Raw genomic sequence first — 12,036 nt, forward strand, 5'->3', positions numbered from 1 at the left:
TAAATGAATATTGGTATTTTTACAGACACTTATTCCCCACAGGTCAATGGTGTTGTAAGTTCGATTTTAACTTTAGAAAAAGCATTACAAAAACAAGGCCATCAAGTCTATGTTTTTACTATTACACACCCAGAAGCTGAAAATGATCCACCTTATGTGTATCGTATGGCCAGCATTCCTTTTATTTTCTTAAAAGACCACCGTGTGGGCATTGTCTATTCTAATAAAGCACTACGTAAAATTAAACGTTTAAAATTAGATTTGATTTTATCTCAAACAGAATTTTCACTTGGTATTTTTGCAAAACTCGTTTCTAAACGTTTAAATGTACCGATTGTTCATACCTATCATACAATGTATGAAGAATATATGCACTATGTTTCAAAAGGTATTGAACTTTCACCTGCTATTGCTCGTAAATATAGTAAGTCTTTTTGTAACGGCGTAGATGGTGTCGTCGCCCCTACACGTAAGACAGAACGCCTACTCAAAAACTATGGCGTAAAAAAAACAATTCGTGTTATTCCTACAGGAATTGATTTTTCACCGTTTGATCCAAGCGGTTATACAAATGATGAAATTATAGCTATTAAAAAGGCACATCATATTCCTTTAGATAGCCCTATTGTGCTCTTTATTGGTCGTGTTGCAAAAGAGAAAAGCATTGACATGGTTATTGATGCTATGCCAAAACTTTTAGAAAAAGTGCCTAAGGCTAAATTAGTCATTGTAGGTGATGGCCCTTCAAGATTAGAACTTGAAGAACAAGCACAAAATTTAGGTATAAGAAATTCTGTTATTTTTACAGGTATGCATCCATGGCGTACTATTGGTAAGATGTATCAATTAGGTGATGTCTTTGTAAGTGCCTCTGTTTCAGAAACACAAGGCTTAACATTTGCAGAAGCTATGGCTGCTAAACTTCCTGTCTTAGCTAGGGAAGATGAATGTGTAACAGGTCTAATTCGTGATCACTATAACGGTGCATTCTTCCACAATAGTGATGAACTCTCTATGCTTCTTGCTGATTTTCTTTCAAACCCAGAGTTTCTTCATACAATGGGTGAAAATGCAGTACACTCTATTAGACCACTCTCAGCAGAAGTATTCGGCTTAAATGCAGAAGCATTTTATAAAGAAATTCTATCTGCTTATAAAGAAGCTAAAATCTCTCATCTTCAAAATCCTAAGCAACATCGTCTGTCACTTCCTCACAAACAAAAAAAGGACCAAAATAAACATACTGAAAACAAACTAGATTAAAAATTAAAGAGGCTATCAGGAAAATCTCAAACATTTCCCTGATAGCCTTCTTTTAATATAACTCATTCACTTTTTCTTTTTCACAATATATACAAAACAGAGCTAGCACCTAGATACTGTGCATATATCCTTGGTGCAACTTGTTGATGCTCTTAATGAAGATAACTTTAATACATATGCCCTTTTTGAATAGCTTCTTTTACTTCTTCTGGCATTTGTGCTAATAGATTATTTAATCCAAATGGACAACTTTTAATAAACATACATTCCCTACATTTAGGATTACGTGCTGTACAAATTACCCTCCCATGGGCAATTACCTGCGTATTATAACGAATCCAATGCTCCTTAGGCAATTTCTTCATTAAATCCATCTCAATTTGCACCGGGTCTTCTTTTAATGTAAGCCCCCATCTAATGCTAATGCGTTTCACATGGGTATCTACTACAATACTTGGTATCTTAAAGATATTTCCACGAATAACATTAGCCGTCTTACGCCCGACACCTGCTAACTTTACAAGTTCGTCTAAATTTGAAGGTACCTCTCCATTATGTTCATTAACTAGTGCCTTTGCACAAGCAATAATATTTTTAGCTTTATTTTTATAAAACCCTGTACTTTTAATTGCTTCTTCTACATCTCCTAAAGAAGCCTGGGCAAAGTCATATACTGTAGGATACTTTTCAAATAAACTAGGTGTCACCATATTCACACGTTCATCCGTGCACTGTGCACTTAAAATTGTTGCAATTAAAAGTTCAAACGGTGTACGATGATTTAAATAGCATATTACTTCTTTAGGATAATAATCATCTAATATTGTAAGTATTGTTTGAATATGCTCTTTTTCTTTCATTTTTCTTTCCTTTTCTTTTATAACTTATGAAATACAAGTACTCTTTACAGTTTGAGTTGAATAATCAAATAATATACAGCTTGGCACTTCATTTTCAGTGATTTTTTCATAACAACCTGTTTCATATGCTTGCCATACATTATACTTAAAGGCCTCAAGTAATGCTAAGCGATAACGATGACGTGGTGCCTTTTCTAATAATGTTGGCGCATATTTTGCAATGAAATCATCATCTTTGAGCATTAAGTTATGGTGGTCCTTAAATTTACTACGCTCTAATGTTTCAAAGGCAACTGGTACTTCATTTAAATGTTCGTGTAACAAATAATCCAACCTAATCATTTCTTTTAGAATCTCACTATTCACATTCTCCATACTTTCACCAAACTCAATAAGTTTTACATAATATGAGAGTTTATTGTGCTGTACCTTATCATATCCACACTTTGACCAAAATTTAGCTAAAGTCTCAAAGCATTTAAAAGGGGAGTCAAATACTGTAAATAAGTATTCTAAACTATTTTTAAAACGTTCACTATTATAATAACGCTCTAACATTTCTTCAATATCATGAAGTAGTAACATCTCTCTATAGTTTACTTCTCTTGTATATAAAATCTCATAAGGCGGCTCTTCCTTATAAACAAGTCCATATTCTTCTGCATTATGACGGAGTCCTGAACCTTTAAGTAACTTTAGGAAACCAAGTTGAAATTGTTCAGGTCGAAGTGAAATCACATCATTAAAGGATCTACCAAAAGAATTATAATCTTCATAAGGTAGTCCAGCAATAAGGTCTAAGTGTTGGTGAATATTTCCTTGTGCCTTAACTTTTAATACCACCTCTTTAATATCTTTAAATGGCATTGGGCGCATAATTGTATCTAATACCTTTTGATTTGTGGATTGTACACCTATTTCAAATTGAATCAAACCTGGTCTTGCATCTTTTAAAAGTGTAATCATTTCATCCGTTAAAAGTTCTGCTGCAATTTCAAAGTGGAAGTTTGTATAACCATTATCAATCGCCATAATATGCTGCCAGATTTCCATGGCATAATGACGCTTTGCATTAAAGGTACGGTCTACAAATTTCACTTGTTTCACACGTTTATTAGTAAAGTAAGTCATATGTTCCTTTACTCTTTCCAATGGTGCAAACCTTACACCATGTTCAATAGAAGATAAACAGTACTGGCATCTAAACGGACAACCTCTAGAGGCTTCATAATAAATAATCTTATGCTCAAGTCCCTCTAAGGAATCATATACAAAAGGTAAGTACTCAAGGTTAAGTGGCTGTCTTGGCTTATTTCTAATAATTTTATGTGCTGCCTCATTCTGGGCATTTTGCTCTTGTGCTTTATAAATAAGCCCATCTACATCTTCTAATGCCAGACCTTTACCTGTATAATAATCTAAATAAGCTTTCCAGGTTTCCTCTCCTTCACCTTCCATCACAAAGTTAATTGGTAATTCATTTAATAAGTCATCACCCTCATAGGTCACTTCCGGACCACCTAAAATGATTTTCGTATCTGGTAAAATCTTTCTTAAGGTTGGTACAAGCATCTTAATAAATGACATATTCCAAATATAACAGGAAATGCCTAATATATCTGGTGCTTCATCATAAATTACCTTAATAATTTCATTTTCATTTTGATTAATTGTAAGCTCCAATACTTTGATATCGTCTTCATACTCTTTACAATAAGTTGCTATGGAACGCAATGCCAAAGAAGTATGAATATATTTCGCATTAAGTGCGAGTAAAACAACTTTCACGTCTTTAAGTCCTTTCTATATCAGAAATCAAAATTTCCTGGGAAATTAGGATTTTTCTGTAAAACATTTCCTTGTATTATGATTTCTGTTTTCCTATTTATATTAATATAAACTATTGTAACTCCAATTATTATATCACAACTTATGTTTTCCTCATAGTCAGATTCCTTATGTATGCTTCTAGCTTTATCCTTCTATAAGACTTCCACTCTACAAAAATAGGTTGCCATCCAAGTAGATAGCAACCTATTTTTAGAAATTATTATTTTGTTGTAGCTGGCGTAGTTGTTGCACCATCTACAATGCCATTTGTATCATTTACAACACCATTTGTTGCTGTAGTGTCTGGTACAGCTGTTCCATCTGTCGTACCTACACCATTGTTCATGCCATTAGTAGTCGTACCATCTGTGACTGTACCTGCTGTAGTACCATTTGTTCCTGTTGTTGTACCATTATTTGTACCATTTGTAGTAGTACCTGTTGTTCCTGTTGTATCTGTACTATTTGTGGTAGTATTTGGTGCTGTTGATGTTGTTGTTGGGGCATTGGTTTCTGTTGGTGTTGTAGTTGTGTTGTCACTTGTACAGCCAACAGCTGCAATTCCCATTAATGTAAGTGCTGTAACAAATAAAAATTTTCGCATATATACTATACTCCTTTTCATGAAATGAAATATTATACAAGCATAGTATTATCCGTTTGCATAATTTTATGCACCTCTTACATTTTACACATCAAAATTTTTTGACTAATATTTTTATTTGCTTAAAGCTTCATCTATTGCCTGAGCAGCCTTTTTACCAGCTCCCATTGCCAGAATAACTGTTGCTGCACCTGTTACAGTATCGCCTCCTGCATAAACACCTGCTTTGCTTGTAGCCATTGTTTCTTCATTTACAATGATACCGCCCCATTTAGTCACTTCAAGACCTGGTGTTGTTGTGCGAATAAGTGGGTTAGGGCTTTGTCCTATAGCAATAACAACTGTATCTACATCAATGCAGTGCTCGCTACCAGCAATTGCAACTGGTCTTCTTCTGCCTGATGCATCTGGTTCACCAAGCTCCATATCAATACATTCTAATGCTTTTACCCAGCCTTCTTCACCATATATAGCTTCTGGATTACAAAGAAGTTTAAAGATAATCCCTTCTTCTTTTGCATGATGTACTTCTTCACGTCTTGCAGGAAGTTCTTCTTCACCACGGCGATAAACTATGTACACATTTTCTGCACCAAGACGTTTTGCAGTTCTAGCGGCATCCATTGCAACATTTCCGCCACCTACAACAGCTACATTTTTACCTACATGAATAGGTGTTGGTGAGTTAGGGAAATCATATGCTTTCATTAGGTTTGAACGTGTTAAAAATTCATTTGCACTATACACACCATTTAAATTTTCTCCTGGGATATTCATGAATTTAGGAAGGCCGGCACCACTTCCCACGAAAACAGCTTCATAACCATCTTCCATTAACTCGTCAATTGTAATGGACTTACCAACGATTACATTCTTTTCAATATCTACACCCATTTTTTCAATTTTTTCAATTTCCTTACGTACAAGTGCTTTTGGAAGTCTAAATTCTGGAATACCGTACATAAGTACGCCGCCTACTTCATGAAGGGCTTCAAATAATGATACCTCATAACCCTTTTTAGCTAAGCTACCTGCACAAGTAAGGCCAGCTGGACCTGCTCCTACGATAGCTACTTTTTTACCATTAGACGGTGCTACTGCAACTTCTCCATTCCCTTGTGCCATCATGTAATCTGCCACAAAACGTTCAAGACGTCCAATACCTACAGATTCACCTTTTTTGCCTCTAACGCATTTTCCTTCACATTGATTTTCCTGTGGACAAACACGACCACAGATTGCTGGAAGTGCATTTTCAGAAGTAATAATTTCATAAGCTTTTTCAAAGTTTTCTTCTGTAATCGCATGAATAAACTCTGGAATTGGCACATTAACTGGACAGCCTTGTACACAAAAACGTTGTTTACAATTTAAACAGCGGCTTGCTTCTTCCATTGCTTGTTCTTTCGTATAGCCAAGAGATACTTCTTTAAAGTTTTTATTACGAACATTAGGATCTTGTTCTGGCATTTTTACTTTATTTAATGACATATTAGGCATTTTCTTGTCCCCCTATCTGCTGTTTCATACGACAAATATGTGCTTCTTGTTCCTTGTACATCCCTTGACGACGCATTGCTTCATCAAAGTCTACTAAGAAACCATCAAAGTCTGGGCCATCTACACAAGCAAATTTAGTTTCTCCGCCAACTGTTACACGGCAACCACCACACATACCTGTTCCATCAATCATAATAGGGTTTAATGAAACCATCGTTGGGATGCCAAGAGGTTTTGTATAATTAACTACCGCTCTCATCATCACAAGTGGTCCTATGGCAATAACTTCGTCATATTCATTACCATTTTCTATAAGTTCTTTTAAAATATCTGTAACAAATCCTTCTTTTCCTAAAGAACCGTCATTTGTTGCTACATAAACATTACTACATGTCTCAAATTCATCTTTGAGAATGACAAACTCCTCTGAGCGACCACCTAAAATAACATCACACTCAGTACCAAATCCAGCAAGTTTTTTAATTTGAGGATATAAAGGTGCTGCGCCAACGCCTCCACCAATACCGAGTACACGTTTTTTCTTTTCTAAGTGCGCTGCTACGCCAAGGGGACCTGCAACACTTGCAAGATAATCACCCTTTTCTTTTGCTGCTATTTTTCTTGTTGAATAACCTACTACTTGATAAATAATTGAAACTGTTTCATTTTCACGATCATAATCCTGAATCGTAAGTGGGATTCTTTCATCCCCTTCTTCTGCACATACAATTACAAATTGTCCAGGTTCACACTTTCTAGCTACATAAGGTGCATGTACAACCATTTTTTCAACAGTTGCATTAAGTTTGATTTTCTCAATAATTTGATACATCTCTTCCTCCTATTTATGTAAGCTCTACAATACTGATTGACTTTTCAGTAAAGAGGTCAATATATTTATCTTTCACCTTAACAATTGGTTTATAAACGCAAGCAGGATTAATAGCTACAACTTCTCCTATCTCTCCTGTACTAAGCTGCACATATACACCAATATAATAAGATGCGATATGCGTTAAAAAAGTTAATAATATTTTTGTGTCTAACTTACCAAATACACCTTCTTGCATAAGCTGCATAACATCAAAAGGTGAGTGTTTCTTCTTGTATGGCCTTTCAGAAAGCATCGCATCATATACATCTGCTACTGCTAATACTTTGGCAATATCATTGATGTTCTCACTATATACCCCATAAGGATAACCTGAGCCGTCAATCTTTTCATGATGCATTAAAATGCCTACTTTAACATCTAAACTAATACTCTTATCATCTTGGAGTAATTCATAAGAATAACGGGGATGCTTTTTCATCTCCTCAAATTCACTTTCTGTAAGCTTGCCTGGTTTATTTAGTATTGCTGGATCAACTTTCATTTTCCCTATATCATGAAGTAATCCTGCAATTAGAAGAGATTCTATCATATTATCCCCATATTTCATCCATTGCCCAATAAGCATACTTAGAAGAGCCACATTAATACTATGTGTATATGTATAACTATCCGCATATTTAAAGAGATTAATACAACCTATAATTTTAAAATTATCTTTAAAATTACTTTCTACATGTTTTTTGATTGTCTTAAACGCTTCAAAGTCTACTACATTATCATCTGCTACCTTTTGAAATAAAATCTTTGCTGTCTCAGTACAAAACTCATACTGTGCACGTGTTTCCTTAGAGATTTTCCACACAGTATCCCAAGAATTAACAGATATATCTACTTCATCAAAATGAAGACTCTTAAGATTTTCTATAATTTCTTTTGTTAACTCCTGCCCTTCTCCAACATAAACAATACCATTATCTAAATTACGTACAGGCTCGGCTGTAATCATCCCTGGCGTTGCTTCTGTTATCGGAATTGTAATCTTCGGCATTCTTCTTCCCCCTACACATGTATATATTTGTATAAGTAAAGTTTATACCATTTATCTGCTTTATACAAGAATTTGTAGAATAATTATTTAAAAAATATTAAATATTAATATTAAAATACCCACTTCTAAAAAGAAGTGGGTAAACTTCAACAGTCTTAGTATGTAATACCTTGGCTGTACATTGCATCAGCAACTTTTAAGAAACCTGCTACGTTTGCACCTAATACATAGTCATCTGGATGACCATACTCTGTTGCAGCTTCTCTAGCAATTGTATGAATATGTTTCATAATGCCTTGAAGTTTTTCATCAACTTCTTCAAATGTCCAACTATAACGCATGCTATTTTGAGACATTTCAAGTCCAGATGTTGCTACACCACCTGCATTAGAAGCTTTACCTGGCGCATATAAGATGCCTGCGCCTTGGAATGTATCTACAGCTTCTGGTGTACAAGGCATGTTAGCACCTTCAGCTATAGCAATTACACCATTAGCAACAAGTGTTTTAGCAGATTCACCATCTAATTCATTTTGTGTTGCACATGGAAGTGCAATATCACATGGAATTGTCCAGATACCTTTGCAACCTTCTGTATATTTAGCACTTGGATGATTTTCTACATATACTTTGATACGTTTTCTTTCAACTTCTTTGATTTGTTTAACGGCATCAAGGTCGATACCATTTTCATCATAAATGTAGCCGTTTGAATCACTAAGTGCAACAACTTTACCACCTAACTGTGTTGCTTTTTCAGCTGCATAAATTGCTACGTTACCTGAACCAGAAATAACAACTGTTTTACCTTGGAAGCTTTCACCACGTGTTGCTAACATTTCTTTTGTAAAGTAGCAAAGGCCATAACCTGTAGCTTGTGTTCTTGCAAGTGAACCACCATAGCTTAAACCTTTACCTGTAAGTACACCTGTGAATTCATTACGTAAACGTTTATATTGACCGAACATATATCCGATTTCTCTTCCACCTACACCGATATCACCAGCTGGTACATCTGTGTCTGGTCCAATATGTTTGCAAAGTTCTGTCATAAAGCTTTGGCAGAATCTCATAATTTCTCCGTCTGATTTACCTTTTGGATCGAAGTCACTTCCACCTTTACCGCCACCCATTGGTAAGCCTGTTAAAGAGTTTTTAAAGATTTGTTCGAAACCTAAGAATTTAATTACACCTAAGTTTACAGAAGGATGTAAGCGAAGACCACCTTTGTATGGTCCAATTGCACTATTGAATTGTACACGGTATCCCCTATTTACTTGTACATTACCATTGTCATCTACCCATGATACTCTAAACATTACTGCACGTTCTGGTTCTACGATTCTTTCAAAGATACCAGCTTTTACATATTGTGGGTTTTTCTCAGCGACTGGTTCCATGCTCAGTAAAACTTCTTTTACTGCTTGATGAAACTCTGGTTCTGCTGGATGATTTTTTACAACTCTGTTCATTAAATCTTGCATATACTCCGTACGAAATTCCATTCTAAATTCCTCCCATAGTCTAACTTTTCCTAGGTGACTATTGCGCCACTAATGGTATTTTATCATAAAATTATACAATTTCAATTATATTTTTATGTTTTTTTAAAAAAAATTAAATTTAATTGTTATTTTATAATTTAGGAAAAGCATTTTTCACTATTTTCTGATAATTATCATTGCCTCTATTGGCAAGTTTTCATACATCCATTTGGCATCTATTTCCTCTAAAATGATGTTGTTCCTATCTGTTCTTGCACCAATTGTATTACCACTACAGTTTTTAATCTGCCAACTATCATCTCGAATAACACCTTGAAAACCAAACTGATTGCTAATAGGCAACCAATAATTCGCACCTTCTTCATGCTTATCATCTTCATACACTTCTTCTTTTCCTTGTAAATAGTAAGTACCTATAGTTGGTTCAAATTGATCTTTTCCTACAGAACAGCTCATCTCACGAATAAGCTTTTCTCCTTTATATACTTTAATTACACTTGGTGTGCCAATTGTCATTTCTAACCATATACGATTATTAGTCAAAGTCGTACTTGTAAAACGTATATATTTCACATCGCTCTTCTCCCCACTAGCTGCTTGCACCTGAAAAGCTACATCATATGCTGTATCCGGTTTTAATAACTGACTTAATACAAACGTTGCATGATAAGAATCTGTTAACTTACCTGTAATTTTATTCTCTCCTAGTTGCATAATTGCTTTTACAACAGGTTTATCTGTTGTAATCGTTATACGTGGATATAAACCAATCCATTTATCTTGATCTTTAGGATACGTACTTATAATCTGAGGTTTTACATCTGTTTTTAAGGTTACATATTGTGTTGTTTCTAAGAAGTTACCACTTTTAGATGGCATCCCTTTTTTAAAAGCAATCTTATATTCTTTATTATTTTCTAAGACTTGATTTGGCGTAAATATAAAGCGTGTTGTATCTGTTTTCACCTTGCCATCCTCATCAGTTCGTTCTGCTGGTGTAATTGTAAAAGGTGTATCACTTTGTATATATTTTGAAATTTTATTCAAGTTCATCGGTGTATTAAATTGCACTAGAAAACTATTATTACTTGCAATTAACAACTCCGTTGTAGGTGTAATAATCTGCACAGGTGCTTTAAATTGTACAGGTATATGGGCTGTCTTCGTAATCCACTCATAATTACTATTTGCCTTTTGAATATGTATTTTTACTTTTTGCCCACAAATTTGGTTTTTTTCCTTTACTTTTAAAGATAATACACTTTTATTCAGCCACTCATAGGTATAATCAAAATTTGTCTCTGTAGGAAATTCACTTTCAATACGAATATACTTTTCAATATCCGTCCTCTCCATGGGGACTAAAAAGTTCACTGTAATCTCTGCATACTGATCATTTACCTCTACCCAGGTTAAGCAAAAGCTTCTCATGCACCACAAAAATATGAGTACACTCAAAATCCCTATTGTTAAAAACTTTAACTGTTTAGTACCTTTCATTTTATACCTCCATTCAAACCAACTCTTCCTCATATGCTTTCCTAACTTGTCTACAAAATATATATGAATGTAATAGGACAAACATACCACCTTTTTGAATTTTAAACATAAAAATACCCATGTACCTTTTTTGAAGTACATGGGTATTTTTATACACTAAAAAATGCCCAGAGCCGGAATCGAACCAGCGACACGAGGATTTTCAGTCCTCTGCCTACCGACTGAGCTATCTGGGCAAAAAGTTAAAATACTTAATCTAAATTTAGTGGAGGGAGAAGGATTCGAACCTTCGAAGCGTGTCGCAACAGATTTACAGTCTGCCCCCTTTGGCCACTCGGGAATCCCTCCAAAATCTTTATTTAATTCTTTATTATCATACCAAAGTATAATTATTATGTCAATACTGCTTTAATTAAAAAGCTATTAAATTTTATTAATATATAGTATAATAGTGTCAAATCATGCTGAAAAGGATGGGGAATTTATGAAAATATTAGTTGTATCAGATATTGAAAGTAATTATATCTGGGATTTTTTTGATAAAAATAATTTTAAAGATATAGATTGTGTTATTTCTTGTGGGGATTTGAAATCTAGCTATTTATCCTTTTTAGTGACTATGCTGGCTGTTCCTGTTTTTTATGTTCATGGCAATCATGATAAAAGTTATCGCACGTGTCCTCCTGAGGGGTGTGATTGCATTGAAGACAAAGTTGTTACATTCAAAAATATACGTATTGCTGGCCTTGGTGGTTCGATTGAATACAATGGCGGATTTTATCAATACCCAGAAGCTAAAATGCAAAAAAGGGTGAAAAAACTAATTCGCTGTGCAAAAAAACCTATTGATATTTTTGTTTCACACTCTCCCACCTTTGGTCTAGGCGATGATCCTAGTAGCTTTAGCCATGTTGGTTTCGAATGTTTTCATGATGTTTATGATAAACTTAAGCCAACCTATCATCTCTATGGGCACAATCATTTAACCTACGCTTCTCATGCAAAACGCTCAATTATACATAATGATATCCAGCTTATTAATGGCTACAATTATTATATTTTAGAAATCTAATTACACTATCAACCTACAT

Annotated in this window: 10 protein-coding genes and 2 tRNA genes; 2 read left to right on the top strand and 10 right to left on the bottom strand. The window is 34.6% G+C overall.

Features of this window, described 5'->3' with window-relative positions:
* The first annotated feature begins 3 nt into the window (after positions 1 to 3).
* Positions 4 to 1,263 (top strand): glycosyltransferase family 4 protein, encoded by a 1,260-nt coding sequence (locus tag AC1VAQ_RS01940; protein WP_479903432.1) that lies wholly within the window; start codon positions 4 to 6, stop codon positions 1,261 to 1,263.
* 167 nt (positions 1,264 to 1,430) lie between these two features.
* On the opposite strand, the gene nth is transcribed toward AC1VAQ_RS01940, so the two are convergent.
* From nth to AC1VAQ_RS01990, 10 genes are all read right to left on the bottom strand, one after another.
* Positions 1,431 to 2,123: an endonuclease III gene (gene nth, locus AC1VAQ_RS01945; RefSeq protein ID WP_302598443.1), complete on the bottom strand. Its 693-nt coding sequence runs from the start codon at positions 2,121 to 2,123 to the stop codon at positions 1,431 to 1,433.
* A 24-nt stretch (positions 2,124 to 2,147) separates the two neighbouring features.
* A complete protein-coding gene (locus AC1VAQ_RS01950; protein ID WP_302598444.1) occupies positions 2,148 to 3,911 on the bottom strand; it encodes a B12-binding domain-containing radical SAM protein in 1,764 nt (587 codons plus the stop codon).
* Between the two features lie 262 nt (positions 3,912 to 4,173).
* Positions 4,174 to 4,557 carry a hypothetical protein gene (locus tag AC1VAQ_RS01955; protein WP_302598446.1) on the bottom strand — a complete coding sequence of 128 codons (384 nt, stop codon included), beginning with the start codon at positions 4,555 to 4,557 and terminating at the stop codon, positions 4,174 to 4,176.
* Between the two features lie 114 nt (positions 4,558 to 4,671).
* Positions 4,672 to 6,057 carry an NADPH-dependent glutamate synthase gene (gene gltA, locus AC1VAQ_RS01960; RefSeq protein ID WP_302598447.1) on the bottom strand — a complete coding sequence of 462 codons (1,386 nt, stop codon included), beginning with the start codon at positions 6,055 to 6,057 and terminating at the stop codon, positions 4,672 to 4,674.
* Positions 6,050 to 6,889: a sulfide/dihydroorotate dehydrogenase-like FAD/NAD-binding protein gene (locus tag AC1VAQ_RS01965; protein ID WP_302598448.1), complete on the bottom strand. Its 840-nt coding sequence runs from the start codon at positions 6,887 to 6,889 to the stop codon at positions 6,050 to 6,052. Before AC1VAQ_RS01965 ends, gltA begins: the two co-directional genes overlap by 8 nt.
* Positions 6,890 to 6,902: 13 nt before the next feature.
* The gene (locus AC1VAQ_RS01970) at positions 6,903 to 7,940 is read right to left on the bottom strand and encodes an HD-GYP domain-containing protein (protein WP_302598450.1); all 1,038 of its coding nucleotides are present in this window, start codon (positions 7,938 to 7,940) and stop codon (positions 6,903 to 6,905) included.
* A 155-nt stretch (positions 7,941 to 8,095) separates the two neighbouring features.
* Positions 8,096 to 9,445: an NADP-specific glutamate dehydrogenase gene (gene gdhA / locus AC1VAQ_RS01975; RefSeq protein WP_302598451.1), complete on the bottom strand. Its 1,350-nt coding sequence runs from the start codon at positions 9,443 to 9,445 to the stop codon at positions 8,096 to 8,098.
* Positions 9,446 to 9,601: 156 nt separating this feature from the next.
* Positions 9,602 to 10,945: a L,D-transpeptidase family protein gene (locus tag AC1VAQ_RS01980; protein ID WP_303243784.1), complete on the bottom strand. Its 1,344-nt coding sequence runs from the start codon at positions 10,943 to 10,945 to the stop codon at positions 9,602 to 9,604.
* Between the two features lie 164 nt (positions 10,946 to 11,109).
* Positions 11,110 to 11,181: transfer RNA gene (locus tag AC1VAQ_RS01985), tRNA-Phe, on the bottom strand.
* Positions 11,182 to 11,211: 30 nt separating this feature from the next.
* Positions 11,212 to 11,293: transfer RNA gene (locus tag AC1VAQ_RS01990), tRNA-Tyr, on the bottom strand.
* A gap of 136 nt (positions 11,294 to 11,429) precedes the next feature.
* On the opposite strand from AC1VAQ_RS01990, the gene AC1VAQ_RS01995 reads away from it, so the two are divergent.
* On the top strand, positions 11,430 to 12,017 hold the full coding sequence (locus tag AC1VAQ_RS01995; RefSeq protein WP_302600073.1) for a metallophosphoesterase family protein: 588 nt from the start codon (positions 11,430 to 11,432) through the stop codon (positions 12,015 to 12,017).
* Positions 12,018 to 12,036 lie beyond the last annotated feature (19 nt).

The organism is Cellulosilyticum sp., assembly GCF_982396655.1.

What these genes read in the sequence shown, in the direction of transcription:
- nth (WP_302598443.1), bottom strand. Translation starts at nt 2,123, where the DNA reads ATGAAAGAAAAAGAGCATATTCAAACAATACTTACAATATTAGATGAT.
- AC1VAQ_RS01955 (WP_302598446.1), bottom strand. Translation starts at nt 4,557, where the DNA reads ATGCGAAAATTTTTATTTGTTACAGCACTTACATTAATGGGAATTGCA.
- AC1VAQ_RS01970 (WP_302598450.1), bottom strand. Translation starts at nt 7,940, where the DNA reads ATGCCGAAGATTACAATTCCGATAACAGAAGCAACGCCAGGGATGATT.
- AC1VAQ_RS01995 (WP_302600073.1), top strand. Translation starts at nt 11,430, where the DNA reads ATGAAAATATTAGTTGTATCAGATATTGAAAGTAATTATATCTGGGAT.
- gltA (WP_302598447.1), bottom strand. Translation starts at nt 6,057, where the DNA reads ATGCCTAATATGTCATTAAATAAAGTAAAAATGCCAGAACAAGATCCT.
- AC1VAQ_RS01940 (WP_479903432.1), top strand. Translation starts at nt 4, where the DNA reads ATGAATATTGGTATTTTTACAGACACTTATTCCCCACAGGTCAATGGT.
- AC1VAQ_RS01965 (WP_302598448.1), bottom strand. Translation starts at nt 6,889, where the DNA reads ATGTATCAAATTATTGAGAAAATCAAACTTAATGCAACTGTTGAAAAA.
- gdhA (WP_302598451.1), bottom strand. Translation starts at nt 9,445, where the DNA reads ATGGAATTTCGTACGGAGTATATGCAAGATTTAATGAACAGAGTTGTA.
- AC1VAQ_RS01980 (WP_303243784.1), bottom strand. Translation starts at nt 10,945, where the DNA reads ATGAAAGGTACTAAACAGTTAAAGTTTTTAACAATAGGGATTTTGAGT.